The sequence below is a fragment of the Curtobacterium sp. RM9 genome, assembly GCF_054956955.1.
The window spans coordinates 2,729,018-2,755,580 of sequence record NZ_CM143271.1; the positions used below are offsets into that span (position 1 = coordinate 2,729,018).

Below are 26,563 nucleotides of genomic sequence, written 5' to 3' on the forward strand. Positions count from 1 at the left end.
CGGCAGGGTGTCCCCCGGGTGACGGCCTGCGGAACTCTCAGTGGGGGCTGTCCGTGCGCCGGGCCACCGCCCAGCCGGTCCCGCTACCGTCCTCGGTGTGACTGCACCTCGGACCGGCTCCATCGGCATCCCCGCCCACGCGGGGCTCGCCTCGGTCCGTTCGCGCTCCCGAGGGGTCGCTGGCTCGATCGGCCTGGCCCTCGTCCGCACCCCCGAACTGACCGTCGGTGCGCTCGGCGTCGCCGTCGCCGCGGCCTTCGCCTGGGTGCCCTCGCTCTGGTACGACGAGGCCGCGACCGTCACGAGCGCCCAGCGGTCCTGGGGCCAGCTCTGGGCCGAACTGCACAGCGTCGACGCGGTGCACGGCCTCTACTACGCCCTGATGCACGCCTGGTTCTGGCTCGTCGGGTACAGCCCGTTCACCCTCCGGTTCCCGAGCGCGCTGGCGGTCGGCGTCGCCGCCGGCCTGCTCGTCGCCCTCGGTCGTCGGCTCGGCGGCCGCCGGCTCGGCATCGTCGCCGGACTCGTCTTCATCGCCCTGCCCCGGGTGCAGTGGGCGGGCACCGAGGGACGTCCCTACGCCACCATCACGACGTTCGCCGTCTGCCTCACCCTCGTCGGGCTCACCGCCGTCCGGCGCTCGCGGAGCGACCGTGCCCTGCGTTGGTGGATCGCCTACGGTGCGCTCGCCCTCGTGGCCGTCACCTTCAACGTGTACCTCTCGCTCGCGGTCGTCTCGCACGGCGTCGCACTGGTGTGGACGCTCCTGGCCGACCGGAGCCGACTCCGCCGGACGCTCGACTCCCGCGACTCCGCCGCGCCCGGTCCGGCGCTGGTCACCCGCGGGGTCCTGCTCCGCTGGGTGGTCGCCGCCGGCGCCGCCGCCGTGCTCGTCTCCCCCGTCGTGCTCGAGGTCGCCTCGCAGTCGAAGCAGGTGGCGTGGATCACGGGCATCGGGAAGCGCACCGCCGACCAGGTGTTCGCGACCGCGTGGTTCGGCGGGTCGAACGCCTACGCCGCGCTCGCATGGACCCTGCTCGTCGTCGGGGTGGTCGGCGTCCTCGCCGCGGCACACCGGCGCTCCGCGGGCATCCGCTCGCTCGTCCGCGCCCAGGCCGTCCGGGTCGCGCTGCCCCTCGTCCTGCTGCCGACCGCGACGCTCGTGCTCGCGACGGCCATGGGCAAGCACCTCTACTCGCCGAAGTACGCCTCGCTGAGCCTGCCCTTCGTGGCACTCCTCATCGCGCTCGCGCTGACCCTGGTCCGTCCGAAGGCACTGCTCGCCGCGGCCGTCGCCGTCGTGCTCGTCGCCTCGGTCCCCGCCGCCGTCCTCGTGAAGCAGCCGCGGGCGAAGCAGGACTCGACGTGGGCGAGCGCCGCCGCGTTCATCGCCGCGGAGCGCGGCAAGAACCGGGTCGACGCGGACGAGGGCGTCGTGTTCGGCAGCGTCTACGGCCACCCCGGGACGACGGCAGACATCATCCGCATCTCGTACCCCGCTGCGTTCACGGGGATGACCGACCTCGGCATCCGCAAGGACGGCCCGGAGTCCGGCGTCCTGTGGGACCAGACCGGCGACCTCGCGGCGAACATCCCGGCACGTCTGCACGACATCGACACGGTGTGGTTCGTCGGCGGCACCCCGAAGGCGCGGAACATCCAGCCCGAGACGGCGCAGATCCTCGCCGCACACGGCTTCGACGCCGAACAGCACTGGAAGCGCGGCACGGTCGTCGTCACGGAGTACGTGAAGGGCTGACGCCCGAGGCCGTCCCTCAGTGCACGACGCGGGCGCCGTGCACCGGCCCGGTCGCCCGGACCGCGACGATGCCGGCCGCGCTCAGCTCGACCTGCACCTCGAGCGCGGTGTCCCGGTCGGCGACCAGGAACGCCACGGTCGGACCGCTGCCGGACACCAGACCCGCGAGCGCGCCGGCCTTCTCGCCGATCTCGATCGTCGAGGCGAGCGACGGCTGGAGCCGCATCGCCGGAGCCTGCAGGTCGTTGTGCAGGCAGTCGGCGAGCAGCGACGGGTCGCCCGCGCGGAGCGCCTGCAGCACGTGCGCCTCGACCACCGGCGTCGTCGGCGCGGGGGCGATGTCCGCACGGTAGCGATCCCGGTGCTCGTCGAGCGCGCGGTAGACGACCGGCGTGCTGAGGCCCTCGTCGCTCAGGGCGAGGACCCAGTGGAACTCGCCCTTCGCGAGCGCCGGGCTGAGCTCGTCGCCGCGCCCGGTGCCGACCGCGGTGCCCCCGGCGAAGGCGAACGGGACGTCCGCCCCGAGCTGCGCCGCGAGCCGGAGGAGCTCCTCGCGCCCGAGGGCGGTGCCCCAGAGCGTGTCGACGGCGAGCAACGTCGCCGCGGCGTCCGCCGACCCTCCGCCCATGCCGCCGGCGACCGGGACCTGCTTGTCGATCGTCAGCCGGACGCCCCCGCGGTACCCGGAGGCGTCCGCCACGAGCCGAGCGGCCCGGATCGCCAGGTTCGACTCGTCCGTCGGCACCGTGCTCGTGTCGATCGGACCGGTGAACGTGACCGAGAAGTCGTCGGCCGGTTCGGCGGAGACGTCCTCGTACAGCGACACCGCCTGGTACGCCGTCGCGATGTCGTGGTAGCCGTCGTCCTGCAGCGCACCGACGGAGAGGTAGACGTTGATCTTGCCGGGAGCGCGCGTCCGCACGCGGGTCGGAGCGGCCAGCGAGGTCATGCGCCCAACCTATCCCGCTGCGGCTGCCGCGAACCCGCGCTCCAGGTCGGCGAGGACGTCGTCCACGTGCTCGAGGCCGATCGACAGCCGGATGAGCCCCTCGCCCACGCCCGCCGCCGCACGCTCCGTCGGGGTCATCTGCACGTGCGTCGTCGAGGCCGGGTGCACGACGAGCGACCGCACGTCGCCGATGTTCGACACGTGGTCGAACAGCTCGAGCGCGCCGACGAACCGTCGCCCCGCGTCGACGCCGCCCGCCAGGTCGAACGCCAGCACCGCTGAAGGCCCCTTCGGCACGTACCGCTGCTGCAGGTGGTGCCACGGCGACGAGGGCAGGCCCGCGTAGTGCACGTGCTCGACCTGGGCGTGCGCGTCCAGCCACGAGGCCACCGTCGCCGCGTTGGACACGTGTCGGTCCATCCGGAGCGACAGCGTCTGGATGCCCTGCAGGACGAGGAACGCGTTGAAGGGCGCGATCGCCGGGCCGAGGTCCGCCGAGAGCTTCGACCGGGTGCGCTGGATGAACGCCCGGCGGCCGAACTTGTCGGCGAAGGCCGTGCCGGCGAACCCGGACTGCTCGACCGTCGTCAGCTGCGGGTACTTCTCCGGGTGTGCCGCCCAGTCGAAGTTCCCGCTGTCGACGATGATCCCGGCGATCGCGCTGCCGTGGCCGGCGAGGTACTTCGTCGCCGAGTGCACGACGATGTCCGCGCCGTGCTCGATCGGCCGGACGAGGTACGGCGTCGCGATCGTGTTGTCGACGATGAGCGGGACCCCGGCCTCGTGCGCGACGCCGGCCACCCCCGCGAAGTCGAGCACGTCGCCGCGCGGGTTCGGGATGCTCTCGCCGAAGAACGCCCGGGTCTCCGGGCGCACCGCCGCGGCCCACTCCGCCAGGTCGGTCGGGTCCTGCACGAAGGTGAACGTGATCCCGAGGTCGCGGAGGGTCGATGCGAAGAGCGTGTACGTCGCGCCGTAGAGCGAGGCGCTGGAGACGACGTGGTCGCCGGCGCGGGCGACGCCGAGGACGGCGAGTGAGGTCGCCGCCTGCCCCGACGCCAGGGCCAGCGCACCGACACCGCCCTCGAGGTCCGCGATGCGCCGTTCGAGGGCCGCCGCCGACGGGTTGTTCACCCGCGAGTACGTGTGCCCGGGGGCGTCGAGCAGGAAGCGCGCCGCGGCGTCCTCGCCCGACGGGTAGACGAAGGCGGCGGTCTGCGCGATCGGCGGGACGTTCCCGCCGAACCCGGGGTCGGCCTTGAACCCGGCGCGGATCTGCCGGGTCTCGAACGCCCAGTCGTCCTCGGCGGCCATCAGGCGACCGGCTCGGCGGGGACGGACGCGCGGACGAGCGGGATGACCTGCTCGCCGAAGCGCTCCATCTCCTCGGCCTGGGGCGAGAACTGCAGCAGGAGCGTGTCGACCCCGGCGTCCTCGAACTCCCGGATCCGGTCGGCGACCTGCTGCGGAGTGCCGACGAAGCCGGGGCGCAGGCCGCGGTTCGACACCGAGTAGTCCTCGAGCGACGGCACGTGCTCGAGCTGCGACTTCGAGATGAAGTCCTGGTACGACTCGTACGCCTTGCCGTGCTGTACGTCGGTGATGCGCGCCAGCTCGGCCTGCGCCTCCTCCTCGGTCTCGCGCACGATCACGTACGCGGCCATGCCGAACGCCTCGAACGGGGCCAGGCCCGCGTCCTCGCGACGACGCTTCATCTCGTCGATCTTCGTGCGGAGCTCGTCCACCGTGCCGCCGTGCGTCAGGTACGCGTCGGCGAACCGGGTGATCGAGCTCTTGCCCGCCTCGCTCTCGCCGCCCGCGTAGATGCGCGGCGTGACCCGCGGCTTCGGCTCGAGGTGCGTGTTCTGCACGTCGTAGTACTCGCCCGAGAACGAGAACGGCGTCTCGGCCCACAGCCCCTTGAGGATCGCCACGAACTCCTCGGTGCGCGCGTACCGGTCGTCGTGCTCCGAGAAGATGCCGCCGTACTGCCGGGCCTCCTCGGCCCACCAGGCGCTCACCACGTTGAACGTGAAGCGACCGCAGGAGATCTCGTCGATGGTCGCCGCCTGCTTCGCCGTCACCGCCGGCAGGTGGTAGCCGGGCCGCATCGCCGCCATGATCTCGAGGCGTTCGGTCGTCGCCGCGAGTGCCGCCGCGAGTGCCCACGCCTCGAGGCTCGGCGCCGCCGTCCCCTTGATGTCGTTGAGGTTCAGCTCCGGCACGAGCGTCAGGTCGAACCCGATCCGCTCGGCACGCTGCGCGAGCCGCTTCACGTAGTCGAAGGTGACGGGCATGTCCTCGTCCTCGACGTTGCGCAGCCAGCCGCCGAAGAGCGGGGTCCAGTATCCGAATCGCACGAGTGGTTCCTTGCTGGTGGGGAGTGACGGTCTGGAGGCGCGGGGCGGGCCCGCACCGCGCCTCCAGACCGGTGGGTGGTGTCGTCTCAGGCCGTGGTCGCTGCTGCGAAGTCGCGCTCGAGGAGCGCGCCGGTGTAGCGCGCGATCGCGCGCGGGCCGGAGACCGGCGCGACCGCCTCGACGGCGGGGTTGTAGTTCGTGTTCGTGTTGATGTCGTAGACCACGGTGCGGCCGTCGGTGGTCTCCATGAACTCGACGCCCGCGATCTGGATGCCGTGCAGGGCCAGGAACGCGCGGAGCCGCTGCACGAGCGGGTGCTCCGCCGTGACCTCCTCGCGCAGGCTGAATGCGGCGGGTGCCCCGGGGGCCTCGGCGCCGGGGACGTCGCACACCGCCCCGGCGATGGCCTGCGGGACCTCGCACGCGTCGGCGGGGCAGAGCTCGAAGCTGCCGGCGCTCGTGTCCACCCGGACCGCGTAGACGAACTCGCCGCCGACGAACTCGGCGCGCGTGATGAACGGCTCGCGGGCCGTCAGGTACTCCTGCAGCAGGGTGATGCCGTCGACGGGCTCCTCGAACTCGGGGCCGTCGACGTAGGCGTCGAACTCGGCGAGCGAGTCGAAGCGACGGACGCCGAGGCCCTTGCCGCCCTGGTTGTGCTTCGTGATGAAGGGGCCGTCCTGCCCGCCGGTGAAGGTGCGGGCGGCCTGCTTGAGCGGCCCCGTGCCGAACACGGCGGTCGTGCTCGGGACGTCGAACCCGGCCGCCTGCAGCAACCCGTGCTGGGCGACCTTCGAGACCTCGAGCTCGAGGACGTTGCTGCCCCCGACGACCGTCCGTCCGGCGCGCTCCAGCCAGCCGAGGAGCGCGCGGGTGTACTCCTTGCTGTGCCCGTGGCCGCGGGTGTGGCTGCTCGCCGACATGCGGCTCCAGTAGACGCCCGGCGCGGGCTCGGCTGCGAGGTCGATCTGCCCCTCGGTGAGGAGGATCTCCTCGACCGGGACGCCCTCGGCTGCGAAGGCGGCGGCGAGCGGCGGGAACCACTCGGGGTTCTCGTGGATGACGTACACGCGGGGAGTGCTCACCCGCCCACCCTAGGCACGGTATACCGCACGTGCCCAAGTGTGTGACGCGGCGTTGCGCGGAGCGGTCCCGAGCTGTGTGGGAGGGTGGAACGCATGGACCACCCCGTGTACGAGGAGACCGTCCGGTCCGGCCGCGTGACGTCGATCATCGGCTGGGGCGTGATCGCCCTCTCGGCGGGGATCGCAGCCCTCGTGCTCGCCGTCCCAGCCGGTTGGCAGGACCGACCGCCGTCCGGGTCCGACATCGGCGTCGTGGTGGTGACCCTCGCGCTGACGCTCGCCCTCGGCATCGGCATCGTGCTGATGCGGATGGTCGTGCGCATCGACGCGCTGCTCGAGGTCCGGGTGCGGCCGTGGTGGTACCGACGACGGATCGACCCGGCGCAGATCACCTCGGCGCGCGTCGTGCAGCTCACCGCGCTGAACTCCGGCGGACTGGGCGTCCGGCTCGTCAGCGGCGGCACCGCCGTGCTGCTCGACCACGGAGCAGGCGTGCAGCTAGAGATCGCCGGAGCTCGTTCTCTGCGGTTCCGGTGCAACGACCCGCAGGCCGTCCTCGAGGCCCTCCGCGTCCGGGGCGCCACGATCCGCTGACGATCAGCGCGCGACGCGGTCGGGGCCGAACTGCTGCGTCCCGACGACACCGAGCAGTTCGAGCTTCTGGGCGTCCTCGCTGCCCGGAGGCGCGGTGAAGAGCAGGAGTGCCTGCGCCTGGTCGTCGGTGTGCAGGACCTGGCAGTCCACGGTGATCCGTCCGAGTTCGGGCTGCACGATCGTCTTGTTGTCGGACCAGCGCGTCGACACCTCGTGCCGTTCCCAGAGCTCCCGGAACGCCGGGCTGCGGCGCTGCAGCTCCGCGACGAGCTCGGTCGCCCGACGGTCGTTCGGCCCGGCCAGTCCGACCGCGGCCCGGAGCGAGGCGACCACCACGCGCCCGAGGCGCTCGTGCTGCTCGGGCGCGTACTTCGCCAGCTCCGTGCCGGTCACGAACCAGCGCCAGGCCTGGTAGCGCTCGTTGCCGGGCAGGTCGACCGAGCCGCCGAGCAGCGCCCGCGCGAGCCGGTTCTCGACGAGGGTCTCGCCCAGGTGGCTCACCACGATCGCCGGGGTGTCCTCGAGCCGGTCGAGCACGCGCAGGATGGCGGGGTCGACGTGGTCGGCACGGTGCATCCGGACCGGAGCGGTGTGCCCGGCGAGGTGGAACAGGTGGTCGCGCTCGTCGAGGCTGCACCGGAGCGCTCGGGCGATCGCCGCCACCATCTGCTCCGACGGCTGCGGCCCGCGCTGCTGCTCCAAGCGCGTGTAGTAGTCCACGCTCATCCCTGCGAGGGCGGCCACCTCCTCGCGACGGAGCCCCGGCGTCCGCCGACGAGCGCCGGTGCCGAGCCCGACGTCCTCCGGACGCAGGAGCTCGCGGCGGCGGCGCAGGAAGTCGGCGAGGGCAGGGCGGTCCACGACTCCATCGTGCACCGCTCCTCGCAGCAGAGCCAGGGATCGGCGGTCCCCCGATGCACGCGCCCTGGAGCCGCCGCAGGACCGGGAGCATCGTGGACGGCATGGACACCACGAACAGCACCGTCTTCATCTCCGGCGCCACCTCGGGCCTCGGCCTCGCACTCGCCCAGCGGCTGCAGGCAGCCGGGAGCACCGTCGTCATCGGCGGTCGCCGGCAGGACCGCCTCGACGCCCTCGCCGCCGAGCACGGCTTCGGCACGGTCGTCATCGACGTCGCCGACGGGGACTCGATCAGCGCCGCGGCCGAGGACGTCCTCGGCCGGTACCCGGAACTCGACACCGTCGTCACCATGTCGGGCATCATGCGGAACGAGGACCTCCGCTCCCCCGACCACATCGGTGACGCGCTCGAGACCGTCCAGACGAACCTCGTCGGCACGATCCGGCTCATCGACGCGTTCCTGCCGCACCTGCTCACCCGCCCCGCCGCGACGCTCATGACCGTGTCGTCGGGCCTCGCCTTCGTGCCGCTGACCGCGACGCCCACCTACAACGCCACGAAGGCAGCCGTGCACTCGTACACGCAGGCGCTCCGGCAGCAGCTCGTCGGCAGCTCGGTGTCCGTGCTCGAACTCGTGCCGCCGGCCGTGCAGACCGAGCTGATGGGTGGTCAGGACTTCGGCGGGATGCCGCTCGACGCCTTCACCGACGAGGTGATGCGCCTGATCGAGTCGGGTGCGGCGCCGGAGATCCTCGTCGAGAACGTGCAGCCGCTGCGGTGGGCCGAGCGCGACGGGACGCACCAGCAGATCCTCGAGGCGATGGCGAGCCGCGGTCACTAGAACCGGGCGAGGAGCTCCTGCAGGCTCGCCTTGGCCTCGGGCATCCGGTCCGGACCGGTCAGTCGTTCGCGCTGCGCCGCGATCCGCACCGTGCCCTCGCGGGGTCCGTCCTCGGTGGTCACGAGGACGGACTCGCGGTCCGGGAACGTCCACCGTGCCGAGGGGCGCTTGCCACCGCGGCGCTCGGACGTGGGGGCGAAGCCGAACACGTCGGAGCACAGCGTGACGATCCGGTCGAGCACGGACTCCCGCTCCCCCGGGACCTGGCGCGACGCCGACACCGCGAAGGTGCCGTCGGACCGCTGCCCCGGGATGCGGAGTCCGCGCGACTGCTCGTAGCCGATCGTGACGCCCTGTGCCCACCACGGGTCGACGCCGAGGCCGACGAGGTGCCCGGCGATCGCAGTGTGCCCGATCGACCGGCCGTCGGCGGCGTCGAGCAGGGCGTACCAGTCGGTCGGCGTCCTGCCCGTGGCCGCCGTGACTCGGCCCGTCGCCATGCCCTGCGCGTGCGTCCGTACCGTGCCGTCGGTCATGGCGTCAGCGTAGAGCGACGAGCGGCGAGCCGGAACAGTCCGGACTCAGTGGTCATCGACCGCGAGGCCTGCCGCCCCGGAGCCGGCGCCGTCGGCCCTGCGGCGGGCGAGCACCGCGTCGAGCCACCGGTTGAGCACCTGCAGGCCGACGATCGTCGCCGCGATCGCGATCGCGACGGTCGCCGAGTGTCCGAAGAGGCTCCGGCTGGCCCAGTACGCGCCGGTGCCGGCCATGGCGAAGAGGGCCGCAGAACCGACCCCGTCGCGCAGCAGCGGCCCGTCGTCGTCTGCCTCGTGACCGTGCCCGTCGTCGGAGCCGAGGCGGTGGAAGGCCACACCCCACGTGACGAGCGAGAGCCCAGACACGATCGCCACCCACGACGTGTCGTCCGTGACGTCGAGGACGACCCCACGGACGGCGAACACGACGAGGGTCGCGCCACCGAGCAGGAAGGCGGCGGTGATGCCCACTGCGAGGCGGGAAGGCCGGCGACGCACCCCGAGGAGCCTAGGGCGCTTCAGGCGCAGTCGGTGCCTGTGCGCCGGCGTCGAGCGCCGTCCGGCCGAGGCGCACGAAGTCGTCCGGGCTGATGGCCTCGCCCCGCGCGGTCGGGTCGATCCCCGCCGCGGTGAGCACCTCGGACGCCCGGGCGCTGCCGCCGAGCACGCCGGACAGACTCTGCCGGAGCATCTTCCGCCGCTGCTGGAACGCACCGTCCACGAGGGCGAACACCTGCGCGCGCAGGGCTTCGTCGCCGGGCTGGTCGTGACGGTCGAAGCCCACGAGGACGCTGTCGACGTTCGGCACCGGCCAGAAGACCTGCCGGCTGATCTGTCCGGCGGTCGACCACGAGCCGTACCAGGCGGCCTTGACGCTCGGGGCGCCGTAGACCTTGCTGCCGGGCCCCGCGGCGATGCGGTAGCCGACCTCGGCCTGCACCATGACGAGCACGCGTTCGATCGTCGGGAACGTCGCGAGCAGGTGCAGGAGGACGGGCACCGAGACGTTGTACGGCAGGTTCGCCACGACGTGGGTCGGCGCTTCGGGGAGCTCGTCTGCTGTCAGCGCGAGGGCGTCCTGGTGCACCACGTGCAGGCGGGCGTCGGGCTGCATGGCGGACACCGTCGCGGGGAGCTGCGCCGCGAGTCGACCGTCGATCTCGACGGCGGTCACCGAGGCGCCGGTCTCGGTCAGTCCGAGGGTGAGCGAGCCGAGCCCGGGACCGATCTCGAGCACGGTCGAGTCCGCGGTGACGCGCCCGGCGGTGACGATCCGTCGCACGGTGTTGGCGTCGTGCACGAAGTTCTGCCCGAGCTTCTTCGTGGGGGTCACGTCGAGCTGAGCGGCGAGGTCCCGGATCTCCGCCGGGCCGAGGAGCGCTGCCACGCCTACTCGTCCACCGTGACGGGTTCGGCGTCCCATGCGCCGTACACGAGCTCGGTGGTGGATGCGATCTGTGCGGCGAGCATCGATGCGTCGGTGCCGAGGGTCTCGGCCATCGACCGGAGCGTGAGCGGGATCAGGTACGGCGCGTTCGGACGCCCCCGGTACGGCGTCGGGGTGAGGAACGGCGCGTCCGTCTCGATCATGACCAGGTGTCTGGGTGCCACCTGCAGCGCGTCGCGCAGCGTCTGGGCGTTCTTGAACGTGACCGTGCCGGCGAAGGACATGTACCACCCGCGCTCGGCACACAGCCGGGCGAGGTCGGGGCCACCGGAGAAGCAGTGGAAGACGGTCTTCTCGGGAGCGCCCACGCGGTCGAGGACCTCGACCACGGCGTCGTGCGCGTCGCGGTCGTGGATCGTCAGCGCGAGGTCGTGCTCCTTCGCGATGCGGATGTGCTCCTCGAACGACCGGACCTGGGCGGCACGGCCGTCCTCGCCGGTGCGGAAGAAGTCGAGCCCCGTCTCGCCGATCGCCCGGACGCGCGGCAGCGCCGCGAGTCGCTCGATGCCGGCGAGGTGCTCGTCGAGGAGTCCCTGCTCGTCGAGCACCGGGGCCTCGTTCGGGTGCAGCGCGACGGCGGCCAGCACACGGGGCTCACGCGCGGCGATCTGCGCGGACCACTCCGAGGTCGCCAGGTCGGTGCCGACCTGCACGACGCCGCGGACGCCCACGCTGGACGCGCGGTCGAGGTGCTCGCGGTAGTCGAGCGGACCGTCGCCGCCCTCTCCGACACCGTCGGCGATCTCCATGTGGGTGTGGTTGTCGTACACCGGCACGACGAGCGCCTGCGGCAGGGGCGGGTAGCTCAGGTCGCGAGAGGACCCGCCGGACGAGCCGTCGCCACGTGCCCGGACGTGCGCCGCGTCCGTCACGCTGCGCCCTGCTCCGCCTGCTCGATGCGCGGGAAGAGCCCGGACTCGAGCGGGGTCACCTGCGCGGCTCCCTGCCACTCCCACGCACGGTCGACGCGCTGCTCGCTGACCGAGCCGCCGGCGCCGATCGAGGCCCAGAGCTTGGCCGTGGCCTTCGGCATCACCGGCGACACGAGGACGTTGACCGTGCCGAGACCGCGCAGCGCGGTCGCGAGGACGGTCCCGAGGCGCTCGCGCTGGGCCTCGTCCTTCGCGAGGGCCCAGGGCTCCTGCTCGGTGATGTACCCGTTCAGCGCGTCCACGAGCTCCCACACGGCGGCGATCGCCTCGTGCGGGGCGAACGCCTGGATGGCGGCGTCGGCACGCTCGGTGACGGAGACCGCGAGGGCGTCGATGGCCTCGTCGGAGGCGCTCAGCGCACCGCGCGACGGGACGGTCCCGTCGAAGTACTTCTGCAGCATCGCCACCAGACGCGACGCCAGGTTGCCGAAGCCGTTCGCGAGGTCGGCGGAGTACCGGGCGGAGATGTCCTCCCAGCTGAAGTTGCCGTCCTGCCCGAAGGTGATGGCCCGGAGGAAGTAGTACCGGAAGGCGTCCGAACCGAACGTGTCGGTGATCTCCGACGGCGCGATGCCGGTCAGCTTCGACTTCGACATCTTCTCGCCGCCGACGAGGAGCCAGCCGTGGCCGAACACCCGCTCGGGCACGGGCAGGCCGGCAGCCATCAGCATGGCGGGCCAGATCACGGCGTGGAACCGAGCGATGTCCTTGCCCACGATGTGCACGCTCGGCCACAGGCGCCGGAACGCCTCGTCGTCGTCGCTGCCGTACCCGAGAGCGGTGACGTAGTTCAGGAGTGCGTCGAACCACACGTAGAGCACGTGGTCGGAGTCCCACGGGATCGTGATGCCCCAGTCGAAGCTCGACCGCGAGATCGAGAGGTCGCGCAGGCCCTGCTTGACGAACGAGACGATCTCGTTGCGGACGCTCTCGGGCTGGATGAACTGCGGGTTCGACTCGTAGAGGTCGAGCAGGCGCTGCTCGAAGTCGCTCATCCGGAAGAAGTAGTTGCGCTCGGACAGCACCTCGACCGGGATCGAGTGGATCGCGCAGACCTGCTGCCCCTCGTACGCGCCCGTGCCGGGGACGAGGTCGCTCGGCTGCTTGTACTCTTCGCACCCGACGCAGTAGAAGCCCTCGAACTCGCCGGCGTAGATGAAGCCGTCGTCGTACAGCTTCTGCAGAAACGCCGTCACACCCCGCTCGTGGCGCTCGTCGGTGGTGCGGATGAAGTCGTCGTTCGCGACGTCGACGGTGTCGAGCAGCGGCTTCCACGCGTCGGTGACGAGGCGGTCGGCCCACTCCTTCGGCGACACGTCGTTGGCGCTGGCGGTGCGCAGGATCTTCTGGCCGTGCTCGTCGGTACCGGTCAGCAGCCAGGTGTCGTCACCGCGCTGCCGGTGCCAGCGCGCGAGGACGTCCGCGGCGACCTCGGTGTAGGCGTGCCCGATGTGGGGCACGTCGTTCACGTAGAAGATCGGCGTGGTGATGCTGAACGAGGACCCGTCGGACATGCGGACCATCCTACGGGCGGGCGGCAGCCGCATGACGCGCCCCGCGCGCCACCTGTGGAGAACCGGACGGGAGGAACGGGGCGGGCCCGCACCGCGCCTCCAGTCCGACCGTGGTCGCGCCTACCGCGCCGCGAGCGCGCCCTCGTAGAGGTCGCGCTTCGACAGCCCGGTCGCGTCCGCGACCGCGACCGCGGCCTCCTTCATGCGCGACCCGGCGGAGACCCGCTCGAGCACCAGGCGGACCCCGTCCTCGATGCTCGTGACGTCGAGTGCGCCGCTCGATCCCTCGACGACGACGCAGATCTCGCCGCGCACGCCCTCCGCCGCCCAGGCGGCCAGCCCGGCGAGCGAGTCGCGGCGGACCTCCTCGTGCAGCTTCGTGAGCTCACGGCACACGACGGCGCGCCGCTCGTCGCCGAAGCCGGCTGCCATGTCGGCCAGCGTGTCGGCGAGCCGGTGCGGCGACTCGAAGAAGACCATCGTGCGCTGCTCGCCCGCGAGCGACGCGAACAGGCGGCGTCGCTCGCCGCCCTTCCTGGTCGGGAAGCCCTCGAAGCTGAAGCGGTCGGTCGGCAGGCCGGACACCGCGAGCGCCATGAGCACGGCCGACGGGCCGGGCAGGGCGGTGACGGTGACCCCTGCGGCGGCAGCCGCCTCGACGAGGGGGAACCCGGGGTCGCTGATGGCCGGCATGCCGGCGTCGGTGAGGACCACCACGTCCTCGTCACGGGCGAGCTCGACGACCTCGGACGCCTTCGCCCGCTCGTTGTGCTCGTGCAGTGCGACGAGCCGCGGGCGGTTCTCGATGCCGAGCGCCCGCATCAGGTGGATCGCAGTCCGGGTGTCCTCGGCGGCGACGACGCTCGCGTTCGACAGGGTCTCGACGAGTCGGCGCGACGCGTCGCCGAGGTTGCCGATGGGGGTGGCTGCGAGGACGATCACCTCCCCATTGTGGTGCCAGTGGCGTCATGGGAGCGATCCGTAGGATGCACTGCGATGACGAGCGAGCTGACCGACGACCGCACGGCCGTGCCCGACGAGCCGGTCGGCTCCCGCCTCGACGACTGGTGGGCACGGACACTGTCCACGGGTCGACGCGTCGCCGTCTGGCGGTGGACGGGTCCGCTGGCCGTCACGTTGCTCGCCGCCGTGCTCCGGCTCGTCGGCCTCGGGCACCCACACAGCCTGGTGTTCGACGAGACGTACTACGTTAAGGACGGCTGGTCGATCGTGCACCTCGGGTACGAGGGCACCTGGCCGCCGAACCCGACCGGGGACGGCGTCCGGACGACCGACCAGCGCTTCGCCTCCGGCGAGACCGACATCTTCACGAGCGCCGCCGAGTTCATCGCCCATCCCCCGCTCGGCAAGTACCTGATCGGGCTCGGGATGCTGCTGTTCGGCGCGGACAGTTCGTTCGGGTGGCGCTTCACGGTCGCCGTGCTCGGCACCGCGACGGTCCTGCTCACCGCCCTCATCGCCCGGTCGCTCTTCCGGTCGACGATGGTCGGCACGCTCGCCGGGTTCCTGCTCGCGATCGACGGGCAGGCGATCGTGCTCTCCCGGGTGACGCTGCTCGACGGCATCCTGACGTTCTTCGTCGTGCTCGGTGCGGGAGCGCTCCTGCTCGACCGGAGGTGGACCGAGCGCCGCCTCGACGCGTGGGTGCGCCGGCGGGCGGAGGCGAACCGGGACACGCTCTGGGGTCCGGTGCTGCTCTGGCGGCCGTGGCTGCTCGCGATGGGGCTCGCGCTCGGGATGGCGGCCGCGACCAAGTGGTCGGGACTCTACTTCCTGGCGTTCTTCGGCCTGTACGCGGTGCTCAGCGACATGATGCTGCGGCGTCGTGCGGGCGTGGAGTTCTGGGCGTCCAGCGCGTTGCTGCAACAGGCCCCCGTGTCGTTCCTGCTCACGGTGCCGATCGCGGCCGCCACGTACCTCGCGTCGTGGACCGGGTGGTTCGTGTCGAAGAGCGGGTGGGACCGCAACTGGATCGGCACGGGTGGGGAACGCTGGACCGGGGTGCTCGCCTGGGTGCCGGACTCGTTGCAGGACTGGTGGCACTACCAGTCGGAGATCTACGGCTTCAACATCGGTCTGCACACGCCGCACTCGTACCAGGCGAACCCGCTGCTCTGGCTCGTGATGCAGCGGCCGACGTCGATGTACTACGTCGGCACGGACGCCGGGCAGGACGGCTGCACGGCGACGCGCTGCGGCGAGGCCATCACGAGCATCGCGAACCCGTTCATCTGGTACGCCGCGGTGATCGCCACGGTCGCCCTGCTCGTGCTCTGGGTGCTGCGTCGCCGGTGGGAGTACGGCTTCGTGCTGCTCGGCGTCGCGGCGGGGTACCTGCCGTGGCTGCTCTACGTCGACCGCACGGTGTTCCAGTTCTACACGGTGGCGTTCGAACCCTTCATGGTGATGGCGCTGGCCGCCGCGATCGGGCTCGTGCTCGGGTCACGGGACGACCCGCGCGGCCGACGGACGCGGGCGATCACCTGGGTGGGGGTGTACCTCGGCGTGGTCGTGCTGGCGTCGGCGTACTGGTTCCCGATGTGGACCGGCATGCAGAGGCCGTGGGACTTCATCCGGTCGCACTACTGGCTGCCGAGCTGGCTGTAGCCGGCGCGGGCGCACGGCCCCGCTTGCGCGTGCGGCGGGCGCATGCGCGTGCGGCGAGCGCATGCGTGCGCGTGCGCGTGCGCGTGCGGCGGGCGACGGTCAGGACTGCGCGTGCAGCGCCCGCTCGATCGACGTGCGGTCGAGCGGGTCGCCGGTCATCGGCGCGGTGGTGCCGCCCGGGAGCACGCCCTCGAGCACGACCTCGGCGTAGCGCCGCCACGCGTCCGGGTCGTGCGCGCGGGTCACGTCCGCGACCGCGCCGACCATCGTCGTGAGCATCGGGAGGTCGCGGTAGTCGAAGCCCGCACGGACGACGCCGGCCCGTTCGGCGCGCTCGATGATGACCGCGACCTGTCGTTCGAGCCGGTCGCGCTCGGAGACGATCGACGGTCGGGCCTTGCCGGCGCGGACGATGGCGTCCGCGAGTGCCCGGTCACGCGCCCGGAACTCGAACACCCCCATCAGGTAGACCCGCAGTGCCTCGCGCGGGTCGGTCTCCTGCGCCGCACGTGCCGCGGCGTCGTTCATCGCCTCGAACTTCGTCGCGAGGAGCGCCTCGATCAGGGCGTCCTTGTCGGCGAACCGACGGTAGACCGTGCCGACGCCGACCCCGGCCTCGTGCGCGATGTCGTTGAGCGTGACCGACAGCCCGCGCTCCGCGAAGCACCGGCGAGCCGTCTGCAGGATCAGCTCACGGTTGCGCGCGGCATCGGCGCGCAGGGGGCGCTCGAGGTCGGGCGCGGACTCGGTGGTGCTCACGGATCGAACGTAGTCGGAATTTCTGGGAACAAACGGATGCGGTCCGTCCGTTTCAGTCTACACTGACCACAAACGGATGCACCGCATCCGGTTCCACCTCCTCGCGAAGCGCTCGACGGCGCGTGCTCCGCCACCACCACCCTTCTCAGAAGGAGGCTGCCGTGACGGCAGAACACACCGTGCCGGCTCCCACCGGGGCCGCCCCCACCGGGGCAGCACCGACGACCCCCGCGTCGACGCCCGACAAGAGCAACCGCCGCTGGATCGCCCTGGCGGTCATCGCCCTCGCCCAGCTCATGGTGGTGCTCGACGCCACCATCGTGAACATCGCGCTCCCGTCGGCTCAGACCGACCTCGGCTTCGGCACCGACCAGCGGCAGTGGATCGTCACCGCCTACTCGCTCGCGTTCGGGTCGCTCCTGCTGCTCGGCGGACGCCTGGGTGACCTCTTCGGCCGCAAGAACACCTTCATCATCGGGCTCGTGGGCTTCGCGGTCGCCTCGGTGCTCGGCGGCCTGGCCGACTCCTTCGGGCTGCTCGTCGCCGCCCGCGCGCTGCAGGGCGTGTTCGGCGCGCTGCTCGCACCGTCTGCGCTCGGCATGCTCACGACGACGTTCCGTGACCCGAAGGAGCGCGGTCGCGCGTTCGGCATCTTCGGTTCCATCGCCGGCTCGGGTGCGGCGATCGGCCTGCTGCTCGGCGGTGTGCTGACCGAGTACGCGTCGTGGCGCTGGTGCCTCTACGTGAACGTCGTCTTCGCCGTCCTCGGCGTGATCGGCGCGCTGGTCTTCATGGCGAAGCCGCCGAAGGCCGACCGTCCCCGCATCGACGTCGCGGGTGTGCTCACCATCACCGCCGGCCTCGTCGGCGTGGTCTACGGCTTCTCGAACGCCGAGACCAACGGCTGGGACGCGCCCCTGACCATCGTCATGCTCGCGGCCGGCGTCGTGCTCATCGCGGCCTTCGTGTTCATCGAGACCCGGGTCGCCCACCCGCTGCTCCCCCTGCGCGTCGTGCTGAACCGTGACCGCGGCGGCTCGTTCATCGCGATCGGCCTGGTGGCGATCGGCATGTTCGGCATCTTCCTGTTCCTGACCTACTACCTCGAGCAGACGCTCGGCTTCAGCGCGCTGCAGACCGGCCTGGCCTTCCTGCCGATGCCGCTGTCGATCATGATCTCCGCGACCCAGATCGGTGGACGTCTGCTCCCCCGCGTCGGGCCGAAGGTGCTCATCTTCGCCGGTGGCCTCGTCGCCGCGACCGGGCTCCTGCTGCTCCTCCGCACCGACCTCGACAGCTCCTACGCGGGCACGGTCCTGCCGGCACTGATCGTGATCGGTCTCGGCATGGGCACGATCTTCTCCTCGGCCATGAACACGGCGACGACCGGTGTGGCGCGGGCGGACGCGGGCGTGGCCTCGGCGACGGTCAACACCATGCAGCAGATCGGTGGCTCGATCGGCACGGCGCTGCTCTCCACGATCTTCGCGGACGTGGTGGACGACCGGCTGTCCGGGCTGACCGCGGCGCCGACGAAGCTGCAGCAGGCGCAGGCGGTGCTCGACGGGTACCACGTGGCGTTCGGCATCTCGGCGGGCGTGCTCGTGCTCGTCGCCCTCGCCGGTGGCCTGCTCATCAACCGGCAGTCCGTGCGGCTCGAGCGGCTCGCGCACGCCGGGTCCGGCACGACCGGCAGCATCCCGACCGCGGCGCACTGACCCCGCTCGCACGCGCATGACGGCGGCGGCCCGTCCCGGTTCCGGGGCGGGCCGCCGCCGTGCGTGCAGGAGGTGGCGCGGGCGGATCGTCGACCACCGGCGTCGAGCAGGCACCCGGGTTGCGCGATGTGTCGCAACTCCTCCCGCGCGTCAGGGGCGCCGGTTATCGTGACGCCCATGGCCCCCGTCCTGACCTCACCACTCGTGTCGACGCAGTGGCTCGCAGACCACCTCGGTGCTGACGAGCTCGTCGTGCTCGACGCGTCGGTGCATGCCACGGGTGCCGGCCTCGGCACCGAGTGGGCCTCGGCAGAGGACTCCTACGAGCGATCCGGCCACGTGCCGGGCGCCCGCTACGCCGACCTCGTCGACGCGTTCTCGGCACCCGACGCCGACCTCCCCTTCACCCGTCCCGACGCCGAGCGCTTCGAAGCTGCCGCGCGGGCCCTCGGCGTCACGAACGACTGCACGGTGGTGGTCTACGACGACAGCGTCGGCGAGTGGTCGGCGCGGCTGTGGTGGACCTTCCGGTCGTTCGGCTTCGACTCGGTCGCGGTGCTCGACGGCGGCTTCACGAAGTGGCGTGACGAGGGCCGGCCGGTCCGGGTCGGCGCCCTCACGGCGAGGCCGACGGGCGGCGCGTCGGACGCGTTCCTCGCGGGCGAGGAACGGCCGATGTGGGTCGACCACGACCGTGTCGCACGAGCGGTGTCCGGCACCGAACCGGCAGCACTCGTGCTCGCCGCTCCCGCGGCGTCGCTCGGTGCCGACCACCCGCCCGTCGTCCCGGGCAGTGTCCCGATCACGATCGACACTCTCGTCGACCCGGTGACGAACGCCTGGCTGCGTCGGCCCGCGCTGGAGCAGGCGTTCGCCCCGGTGCTCGACGCCGACGAGATCGTCACGTACTGCGGGGTCGGCAGCGCGGCGTGCGTCGATGCGCTCGCGTTGACGCTCCTCGGGCACGAGAAGGTGCGTGTGTACGACGGCTCCCTGCTCGACTGGTGGCGGCACGAGCCGGAGACCGTGGGGGTCTGACCCCCGGGTGGGCGAGGCGGCGGGCCCCACGTCGGCACCTCGCGCTGCCGCGCCGGGGCTACCGTGTCCCCATGAGCACCAGACGCGCCGTCGTCCTCGGCGGCACCGGCGGCATCGGGTCCGCGGTGGCACGCACCCTCCTCGACGCGTCCGGCCGGGGCCGTGACGACTGGCAGGTCGACGTGGTCGCGCGCCGCGGCGGCCCCGTGGCCGACGCCCTCACGGCGGACGGTGCCACGTTCCTCCAGGGCGACCGCCGGGACACCGCGCTCCTGCGCGACCTGCTGCGCCCCGGTGCGGACCTGCTCGTCGACACCGTCGGCGCGACGCGCGACGACGCGACGCAGCTCCTGCCGTTCCTCGGCGACGTCGGGTCGACGGTGTTCGTGTCCTCCCGTGCGGTGTACGTCGACGAACAGGGTCGGCACTCGAACTCGCTCGACAAGCCCGTGTTCGGTGCGGCGGTGACCGAGCTGCAGCCGACCGTCACGGCGGCCGACGCCGACCCGACGAGCCGCGACGGGTACGCGGCGGCGAAGGTCGCGGCCGAGCAGGTGCTGCTCGACCACGGCGCTCCCGTCACGGTGCTGCGGCCGTCGAAGGTGTACGGCCCGGGCATCGGGCGGCCACGCGAGTGGTTCGTGGTGCGGCGCGTGCTCGACGGCCGGGAGCGCGTGCTGCTCGCCGACCACGGCCGGAGCGTCGACCACACCACGGCGGCGAGCGGCATCGGCTCGCTCGTGCACCTCGTGGCGGACGCTCCCGACCGGCGGATCCTCAACGTGGCGGATGCCACCGCACCGACCGCGCTCGAGATCGTCCGCACCGTCGCCGCGCACCTCGGGCACCGGTTCGACGAGGTCCTGCTCGACCAGGACGCCCCCGCCTTCGTCGGGGTCACACCGTGGTCGTCGCCGTCGCCGTTCGTGCTCGACACCACCGCCGCACAGGCGCTCGGGTGGCAGCCGCCGACGTTCGCCGACGCGGTCGTCCCCGAGCTCGACTGGTTGATGGAGACCGCGCACGCCGTCCCCGCCGACGGTGACGTGCCGTGGGCGTCCGACCCGTTCTGGGACCGGATGTTCGACTACGGGCCCGAGGACGCCGCACTCGCGATGCTCTCGCTCGGCCTGGACTGACGGTGGGCCGGTCGGCGCTGCCCCGGGCGGAGCTGCTGCTGGTCGGCGGCCGGTCCGGCGTCGGCAAGTCGACCGCTGCGGCGGCGCTGCACGACCTCCTCGCCGCGGCCGACGTCCGGCACGCGGTGATCGAGGGTGACGCCCTCGACCTCGCGTACCCGGCGCCACACGTCGAGCACCCGGACGCTCAGCTCGCCCAGCGGAACCTGGCGACGCTGTGGTCGCGGTACCGGGAGCTCGGCCACCACCGGCTCGTGTTCACGAACACGGTGTCGGTGCTCCAGCGCGAGGAGCTGGCGGCGGCGGTGGGCGACGACCCCGTGGTCACGGCCGTCCTGCTCCGGGCGGACGACGCCACGACCGCCGGGCGGCTCGCGCGACGGGCGGGTGGTGCGGTCCCGCAGGAACAGCTCGCGCACAGCACGCGGACAGCCTGGAGGCTCGACTCGACCACCGCGGACTCGGTCATCCGGGTGGACACCGACGGCCGCACCCCGGAGCAGGTCGCGAGACGGCTCGCGTCCCTGACGGGGTGGCTCCCAGCCTGACGGGTTGACTCCCCGCCTGACGGCGGCGGACACCGTGTCCAGCGTCCGGCGGGCACGCTCGGGTGCATGGACGACAACCGACTCGGCACCGCGGTCAGCCCCTACCTGCGCCAGCACGCCGCCAATCCCGTCGACTGGCGGGAGTGGGGTCCGGACGCCTTCGCCGAGGCACGCGAGCGTAGGGTCCCGGTGCTCGTGTCCGTCGGGTACGCCACGTGCCACTGGTGCCACGTCATGGCGCGCGAGACCTTCTCCGACCCCGAGGTCGGCGCGCTGCTGCGGCGCGACTTCGTGTCGGTGAAGGTCGACCGCGAGGAACGTCCGGACGTCGACGCGAGCCTGATGGCCGCCGCGAGCGCCTTCACCCAGCAGCTCGGGTGGCCTTTGACGGCGTTCCTCACCCCCGACGGCCGGGTGTTCTTCGCGGGCACGTACTTCCCGCCGACCCCGGTCGGGCAGGTGCCGTCGTTCCGGCAGATCACGGCGGCCGTGCTCGACGCCTGGACCGAGCGGCGCGACGAGGTCGATGCGAACGCGAGCGCCATCGCGACGGCGATCCGGCAGGGCGCCGAGGCGGACGCGGCCGCCCGCGGTGGTGACGGCGACGGCGGGGACGAGCCGCGCCTCCCGTCCGTCGATGCGGTGCGCAGCGTGACCGACGCCCTCCTCGACGCCGAGGACACCGAGCACGGCGGCTTCGGCGGCGCACCGAAGTTCCCCGGCACCCCGCTGCTCGAGTTCCTGGCGGACGTCGGCGCCGACGGCGACGACCGCGCGACCGCGCTGCTCGACCGTTCCCTCGACGCCATCCGCTCGTCCGAGCTGACCGACGCCGACGGTGGCGTGTTCCGGTACGCGACCAAGCGCGACTGGAGCGTGCCGCACTACGAGCGGATGCTCTACGACAACGCCGGGCTGTCCGCGGTCGCCGGGCGGGACCAGGCGCGGGGCATCGCGGACTTCCTGCGCGACACCCTCCGCCGCCCCGACGGGGCGTTCGTCGCGGCGCAGGACAGCGAGTCGACCATCGACGGCCGGCGCGTCGAGGGCGAGTGGTACCGCCGACCGCTGGCCGAGCGGGCGACGCTCGACCCGCCGCCCCTCGACGACCAGGTGCTGACCGGGTGGAACGGCCTCGCGATCCGCGGACTCGTGATCGCGGGCGTCCGGTACGGCGACCCGGAGATGATCGGGCTGGCACGTGCCGCCGCCGACGCCCTGCTCGCGCTGCACGTGCGGGACGGGCACGTGGCGGTGCGGTCGAGCACGCCTCGGGGCACGTCGGCGGCCCCGCCCACGATCGAGGACGTCGGCCTGCTCGCCGAGGGGTTGCTCGAACTCGCACTCGCCACGGGCGAGGTCTCGTACGCGGTCGCCGCCCGGACGATCGCCGACGACGGTCTCGCCGGACGCTTCGAGGTCGACCCGGTCCTGGCCGCGGCGGGCACCGCGACCGGTGAGCAACCGCAGACAGCCGTCCGGTCCGGCACGGTGGCCCTGGCCGCGACCGCCACCGTGCTCGCCGCGCTGACCGGGGACCACGCGTACCGCGAGGCCGCCACCCGGCTCGTCGCGGACCGCGCCCGGACCGGCACCGACCGTCCCCTGGGGCACGCGGACGCGCTCGGCGTCGCCCTCGCGCTGCAGCGTCCCTCGCGCGAGGTGGTCGTCGTGGCGTCGGATCCGGCCGACCCACTGCGCGGCGCGGTCCGGACGACGCGGCGCCCGGGCACCGTCACCGCGACGGTGACGCCGGAGCAGGCCGCGGGCTGGGCTGCCGCCGGGTTCTCGCTGTTCGAGGCCCGCAGCGCGCTCGACATGGCTGCGTTCGTCTGCCACGACCACGTGTGCGACCTGCCGGCGCGGACGGCCGACGAACTCCTCGCGCAACTGGCCCGCTGAGCGAGCCCGACCCGGTATCCTGGAAGGCTCATGTCTGCCACGCCCGTCATCACGTACCCGCCGGAACTGCCGGTCTCGCAGCGGCGCGACGACATCGCCGCCGCGATCCGCGACCACCAGGTCGTCATCGTCGCCGGTGCCACCGGCTCGGGCAAGACGACGCAGCTGCCGAAGATCTGCCTCGAGCTCGGACGCCAGAACATCGGGCACACGCAGCCCCGACGGATCGCGGCCCGCACCATCGCGGAGCGCGTGTCCGAGGAGCTCGGCGGCGAACTGGGCGACCTCGTCGGCTACCAGGTGCGCTTCACCGACAAGGTGTCGGCGAACACGCGGATCAAGCTGATGACCGACGGCATCCTGCTCAACGAGATCCACTTCGACCGCGACCTCACGCGCTACGACACGATCATCATCGACGAGGCGCACGAGCGGTCCCTCACGATCGACTTCCTGCTCGGGTACCTGAAGCGGCTGCTGCCCCGCCGTCCGGACCTCAAGGTCATCATCACGAGCGCGACGATCGACCCCGAGTCCTTCTCGCAGCACTTCGGCGGCGCCCCGATCATCGAGGTGTCCGGCCGGACGTACCCGGTCGAGGTCCGCTACCGCCCGCTCGTGGCCGAGGACGGCGACGACGACGCGCCCTCCGCGGACCGCGACGACGAGGACGATCCGCGCACCGACGACAGCGGCTCCGGCCGCACCCCCGACGACCGCGACGTCATGCAGGGCATCACGGACGCACTCGACGAGCTGGCGCGCGAGGACCCGGGTGACGTCCTCGTCTTCCTGTCCGGCGAGAACGAGATCCGCGACGCGCAGGACGCCATCGAGGGCAAGCGGTACGCGGGCACCGAGGTCCTCCCCCTGTACGGACGGCTCTCCGCCGCCGACCAGCACCGGGTCTTCGAGCGCCGGAGCACGCCGGGCATCCGACGCCGGGTCGTGCTCGCGACGAACGTGGCCGAGACGTCGCTGACGGTCCCGGGCATCAAGTACGTCGTCGACACCGGCACCGCGCGCATCTCGCGGTACTCCCCGCGGGCGAAGGTGCAGCGGCTGCCGATCGAGGCGATCAGCCAGGCGAGCGCGAACCAGCGATCGGGCCGTGCCGGTCGCACGAGCGCAGGCATCGCCATCCGCCTGTACTCCGAGCAGGACTTCGACCGACGGCCGGAGTTCACCGACCCCGAGATCCTCCGCACGAACCTCGCCGCGGTGATCCTGCAGATGATCTCCCTCGGCTTCGGCGACATCGAGGCCTTCCCGTTCCTGCAGCCGCCGGACTCCCGCGGCGTCAAGGACGGCCTCGACCTGCTGCGCGAGCTCCGGGCGGTGGACGCCGACGGTCGGATCACGAAGACCGGTCGGCAGCTCACGCGACTGCCGATCGACCCGCGCCTCGGTCGGATGGTGCTCGAGGCCGGGCGGCAGGGCGTCGGGCGCGAGGTCATCGCCGTCGTCAGCGCCCTGAGCATCCAGGACCCGCGCGAACGTCCGCTCGAGAAGCGCGCGCACGCCGACCAGCTGCACGCGCGGTTCGCCGACCCGACGAGCGACTTCCTCACCCTGCTCAACCTCTGGAACCACGTCGAGGACAAGCAGGAGGAGCTCTCGTCGAGCGCCTTCCGCCGCCTGTGCAAGGCCGAGTTCCTCAACCACCTGCGCATCCGCGAGTGGCAGGACCTGTACCGCCAGCTCTCCCGTGCCGCCAAGCAGGTCGACGTCCGGGTGGGGCAGTCGCGCTCCGAGGACGGCGACGCCGTGCACCGTTCCCTGCTCGCCGGGCTGCTCAGCCAGATCGGGCTCCGCGACAAGGAGAAGCGCGACTACCTCGGCTCGCGGAACGTCCGCTTCGTGGTGTTCCCCGGCAGCGTGCTCGCGAAGAAGCAGCCCGACGCGGTGATGGCCGCCGAACTGGTCGAGACGAGCCGCCTGTTCGCCCGGACGGTCGCCAGGATCGATCCCGCGTGGGTGGAGCCGCTCGCCGGCGACCTGCTCAAGCGCACCTACGGCGAACCGCACTGGGAGAAGAAGCAGGGCGCCGTCGTCGCCTACGAGCGGGTCACCCTGTTCGGCGTGCCCGTGGTCCAGCGTCGCCGCGTGCAGTACAAGCGCGTCGACCCGGAGCACTCGCGCGAGCTGTTCATCCGGCACGCCCTGGTCGAGGGTGAGTGGGACGCGCAGCAGTCCTTCGACCGCGACAACCGCCGACTCCGCAAGGAACTCGAGCAGCTCGAGGAGCGCACCCGGCGCCGCGACATCCTGTTCGACGACGAGCGGGTGTACGAGTTCTACGACGCCCGCATCCCCGCCGACGTCGCGACGACGCGGGACTTCGAGGGCTGGTGGCGGTCCACCCGCCGCGAGCAGCCCGACCTGCTCACGATGCGCCGCGAGGACCTCCTCGACGAGGACGCCGCCGAGGCAGCGCAGGACCAGCAGGAGTACCCGACGCAGTGGCGCTCTGGCGACCAGCGGCTCGCGATCAAGTACCGCTTCGAGCCGGGTGCGCAGGACGACGGCGTGAGCGTCCAGGTGCCGCTCGCGCTGCTCCCCCGCATGCGCGAGGAGGGCTTCGACTGGCAGGTGCGCGGCCTCCGTCGCGAGCTCGTCACCGCCCTCATCAAGTCGCTGCCGAAGCAGATCCGCAAGAACGTCGTGCCGGCCGCCGACTGGGCGGAGAAGATCGTCGCCGAACTCCCCGACGACGCCCCGACCGAGCCCACCGAGTCGTTCCGCGCGACGCTCGCCAAGGCCATCCAGCGGATGACCTACGTGCCGGTGTCGGAGTCCGACTTCGACCTGTCACGGGTCCCGCCGCACCTCCTGCCGACCTGGGCGGTCGTCGACGAGCGGGGGCGCCGGGTCGAGACCGGCAAGGACCTGTCGGTCCTGCAGACCAAGCTCAAGGACCGCACCCAGCAGAGCGTCGCCTCCGCCACCGCTCGCGCTGCGTCGCGGTCTGGAGGCGCGGCGCGCGTCGCCGGGGCGGCCGCCGGTACGCAGGTGGAGCGGTCGGGCCTGACGGCCTGGCCGGACCAGGACCTGCCGCAGCAGCTCGACACGAAGCAGGCCGGCGGCGTCATCCGGGCGTACCCGGCGCTCGTGGCCGAGGGCGAGGGCCCGAAGGCGACGGTCGGCGTGCAACTCCTCGCGACCCCCGGCGACCGCTCCGTCCGCATGCCCGCCGGCGTCCGTCGCCTCGTGATGCACGCGGTGCCCTCGCCGGTGTCGTACATCCAGTCGCACCTGACGGCGCAGGAGAAGCTCGCGCTCGCCGCGAGCCCGTACCCGTCGACGGCGGCGCTGTTCGACGACGTGCTCGCCGCGGTCGTCGACGCCGGCATCCGCCGGAGCCACCCCGACGGCCTGGTGTTCACGAAGGCGGAGTTCGAGGCCGTGCGCGACGCCGTGTCCGCCACCGTGGTCGACACGATGTTCACGGCGGTGTCCGAGGTCGCGGCCGTCCTCGGCGCGCAGCGCGCTGCCGACAGGTCGATGAAGCAGGCGAACTCGATGGCGCTGCTCCCGGCGCTCACCGACATGCGACAGCAGGTGGAGCGCCTGGTGTTCCCCGGGTTCGTGTCCACCGCCGGGCTCGACCGACTCCGTCGCATCCGCGTGTACCTGCAGGGCGTCGACGCGCGCGTGCAGAAGCTCCTGCAGAACCCCGGACGTGATGCCGGGTGGATGCGTGAGGTCAGCGTCGCCACCGACCGCTACCTCGACGCCGGGGGGACCTTCCCGCCGGCCGAGGGCGCGCACCCGGAGCTCGTGCACGCACGGTGGATGCTCGAGGAGTTCCGCCTGAGCCTGTTCGCGCAGGAGCTCGGGACCGCCGAGACGGTCTCGCTGCAGCGGATCACGAAGGCCCTCGCCGCCGCCCGGTGAGCAGTGCCGGGCCGGGCGGACGGGGGCCGCGCGGCCCCGTCGGCCGGCACTAGCC

Annotated in this window: 22 protein-coding genes; 10 read left to right on the forward strand and 12 right to left on the reverse strand. The window is 72.4% G+C overall.

Translation table 11 applies throughout. The annotated features are described in order from the left end of the window. The first annotated feature begins 97 nt into the window (after nucleotides 1-97). Entirely contained in the window at nucleotides 98-1,759 is a 1,662-nt protein-coding gene (locus ACY3FI_RS12925; RefSeq protein WP_462547961.1) for a glycosyltransferase family 39 protein, read from the forward strand. Between the two features lie 16 nt (nucleotides 1,760-1,775). Here ACY3FI_RS12925 and ACY3FI_RS12930 read toward each other — a convergent pair whose 3' ends face one another. From ACY3FI_RS12930 to ACY3FI_RS12945, 4 genes are all read right to left on the reverse strand, one after another. After that, nucleotides 1,776-2,708, reverse strand: coding sequence for a 4-(cytidine 5'-diphospho)-2-C-methyl-D-erythritol kinase (locus ACY3FI_RS12930; RefSeq protein ID WP_462547962.1), 933 nt, complete (start codon nucleotides 2,706-2,708; stop codon nucleotides 1,776-1,778). A gap of 9 nt (nucleotides 2,709-2,717) precedes the next feature. Continuing rightward, complete coding sequence (locus tag ACY3FI_RS12935; RefSeq protein WP_462547963.1) at nucleotides 2,718-4,022, reverse strand: O-acetylhomoserine aminocarboxypropyltransferase/cysteine synthase family protein; 1,305 nt, start codon at nucleotides 4,020-4,022, stop codon at nucleotides 2,718-2,720. Then, the gene (locus ACY3FI_RS12940; protein ID WP_462547964.1) at nucleotides 4,022-5,068 is read right to left on the reverse strand and encodes an LLM class flavin-dependent oxidoreductase; all 1,047 of its coding nucleotides are present in this window, start codon (nucleotides 5,066-5,068) and stop codon (nucleotides 4,022-4,024) included. The genes ACY3FI_RS12935 and ACY3FI_RS12940 overlap by 1 nt, the downstream gene beginning before the upstream one ends. 86 nt (nucleotides 5,069-5,154) lie before the next feature. Beyond that, a complete protein-coding gene (locus ACY3FI_RS12945; RefSeq protein ID WP_462547965.1) occupies nucleotides 5,155-6,153 on the reverse strand; it encodes an ATP-grasp domain-containing protein in 999 nt (332 codons plus the stop codon). A gap of 93 nt (nucleotides 6,154-6,246) precedes the next feature. Here ACY3FI_RS12945 and ACY3FI_RS12950 point away from each other — a divergent pair, with 93 nt between their 5' ends. Then, entirely contained in the window at nucleotides 6,247-6,747 is a 501-nt protein-coding gene (locus ACY3FI_RS12950) for a hypothetical protein (RefSeq protein WP_462547966.1), read from the forward strand. A 3-nt stretch (nucleotides 6,748-6,750) separates the two neighbouring features. On the opposite strand, the gene ACY3FI_RS12955 is transcribed toward ACY3FI_RS12950, so the two are convergent. Then, nucleotides 6,751-7,608 carry a helix-turn-helix transcriptional regulator gene (locus ACY3FI_RS12955; RefSeq protein WP_462547967.1) on the reverse strand — a complete coding sequence of 286 codons (858 nt, stop codon included), beginning with the start codon at nucleotides 7,606-7,608 and terminating at the stop codon, nucleotides 6,751-6,753. A 101-nt stretch (nucleotides 7,609-7,709) separates the two neighbouring features. Here ACY3FI_RS12955 and ACY3FI_RS12960 point away from each other — a divergent pair, with 101 nt between their 5' ends. Further along, nucleotides 7,710-8,450 (forward strand): SDR family oxidoreductase, encoded by a 741-nt coding sequence (locus tag ACY3FI_RS12960; protein WP_462547968.1) that lies wholly within the window; start codon nucleotides 7,710-7,712, stop codon nucleotides 8,448-8,450. Here the strand turns inward: ACY3FI_RS12960 and ACY3FI_RS12965 are convergent. The 6 genes from ACY3FI_RS12965 to rsmI all read right to left on the reverse strand — a co-directional run bounded on the left by ACY3FI_RS12965 (nucleotide 8,447) and on the right by rsmI (nucleotide 13,821). Beyond that, entirely contained in the window at nucleotides 8,447-8,986 is a 540-nt protein-coding gene (locus tag ACY3FI_RS12965; RefSeq protein WP_462547969.1) for a hypothetical protein, read from the reverse strand. The genes ACY3FI_RS12960 and ACY3FI_RS12965 overlap by 4 nt on opposite strands. Nucleotides 8,987-9,031: 45 nt before the next feature. Next, a complete protein-coding gene (locus tag ACY3FI_RS12970) occupies nucleotides 9,032-9,484 on the reverse strand; it encodes a hypothetical protein (RefSeq protein WP_462547970.1) in 453 nt (150 codons plus the stop codon). A gap of 10 nt (nucleotides 9,485-9,494) precedes the next feature. Next, complete coding sequence (rsmA, locus tag ACY3FI_RS12975; protein WP_462547971.1) at nucleotides 9,495-10,373, reverse strand: 16S rRNA (adenine(1518)-N(6)/adenine(1519)-N(6))-dimethyltransferase RsmA; 879 nt, start codon at nucleotides 10,371-10,373, stop codon at nucleotides 9,495-9,497. A gap of 2 nt (nucleotides 10,374-10,375) precedes the next feature. Continuing rightward, nucleotides 10,376-11,305: a TatD family hydrolase gene (locus tag ACY3FI_RS12980; protein ID WP_462547972.1), complete on the reverse strand. Its 930-nt coding sequence runs from the start codon at nucleotides 11,303-11,305 to the stop codon at nucleotides 10,376-10,378. Further along, nucleotides 11,302-12,879: a methionine--tRNA ligase gene (gene metG / locus ACY3FI_RS12985; RefSeq protein ID WP_462547973.1), complete on the reverse strand. Its 1,578-nt coding sequence runs from the start codon at nucleotides 12,877-12,879 to the stop codon at nucleotides 11,302-11,304. The genes ACY3FI_RS12980 and metG overlap by 4 nt, the downstream gene beginning before the upstream one ends. 120 nt (nucleotides 12,880-12,999) lie before the next feature. After that, a complete protein-coding gene (gene rsmI / locus ACY3FI_RS12990; protein ID WP_462547974.1) occupies nucleotides 13,000-13,821 on the reverse strand; it encodes a 16S rRNA (cytidine(1402)-2'-O)-methyltransferase in 822 nt (273 codons plus the stop codon). A 54-nt stretch (nucleotides 13,822-13,875) separates the two neighbouring features. On the opposite strand from rsmI, the gene ACY3FI_RS12995 reads away from it, so the two are divergent. Then, complete coding sequence (locus ACY3FI_RS12995; RefSeq protein ID WP_462547975.1) at nucleotides 13,876-15,507, forward strand: dolichyl-phosphate-mannose--protein mannosyltransferase; 1,632 nt, start codon at nucleotides 13,876-13,878, stop codon at nucleotides 15,505-15,507. 99 nt (nucleotides 15,508-15,606) lie between these two features. Here the strand turns inward: ACY3FI_RS12995 and ACY3FI_RS13000 are convergent, their stop codons facing one another. Next, nucleotides 15,607-16,266, reverse strand: coding sequence for a TetR/AcrR family transcriptional regulator (locus ACY3FI_RS13000; protein WP_462547976.1), 660 nt, complete (start codon nucleotides 16,264-16,266; stop codon nucleotides 15,607-15,609). 161 nt (nucleotides 16,267-16,427) lie between these two features. On the opposite strand from ACY3FI_RS13000, the gene ACY3FI_RS13005 reads away from it, so the two are divergent. The 6 genes from ACY3FI_RS13005 (at nucleotide 16,428) to hrpA (ending at nucleotide 26,508) form a co-directional block, all read left to right on the forward strand. Then, nucleotides 16,428-17,984 (forward strand): MFS transporter, encoded by a 1,557-nt coding sequence (locus tag ACY3FI_RS13005; protein ID WP_462547977.1) that lies wholly within the window; start codon nucleotides 16,428-16,430, stop codon nucleotides 17,982-17,984. 177 nt (nucleotides 17,985-18,161) lie between these two features. After that, the gene (locus tag ACY3FI_RS13010) at nucleotides 18,162-19,022 is read left to right on the forward strand and encodes a sulfurtransferase (protein ID WP_462547978.1); all 861 of its coding nucleotides are present in this window, start codon (nucleotides 18,162-18,164) and stop codon (nucleotides 19,020-19,022) included. A 71-nt stretch (nucleotides 19,023-19,093) separates the two neighbouring features. After that, on the forward strand, nucleotides 19,094-20,161 hold the full coding sequence (locus tag ACY3FI_RS13015) for an NAD-dependent epimerase/dehydratase family protein (protein WP_462547980.1): 1,068 nt from the start codon (nucleotides 19,094-19,096) through the stop codon (nucleotides 20,159-20,161). A 2-nt stretch (nucleotides 20,162-20,163) separates the two neighbouring features. Then, entirely contained in the window at nucleotides 20,164-20,709 is a 546-nt protein-coding gene (locus ACY3FI_RS13020; RefSeq protein WP_462547981.1) for an AAA family ATPase, read from the forward strand. Nucleotides 20,710-20,775: 66 nt separating this feature from the next. Continuing rightward, nucleotides 20,776-22,611, forward strand: a complete 1,836-nt coding sequence (locus ACY3FI_RS13025) for a thioredoxin domain-containing protein (RefSeq protein ID WP_462547982.1) — start codon at nucleotides 20,776-20,778, stop codon at nucleotides 22,609-22,611. A 30-nt stretch (nucleotides 22,612-22,641) separates the two neighbouring features. Continuing rightward, nucleotides 22,642-26,508 (forward strand): ATP-dependent RNA helicase HrpA, encoded by a 3,867-nt coding sequence (gene hrpA, locus ACY3FI_RS13030; RefSeq protein WP_462547983.1) that lies wholly within the window; start codon nucleotides 22,642-22,644, stop codon nucleotides 26,506-26,508. Nucleotides 26,509-26,563: the final 55 nt, after the last annotated feature.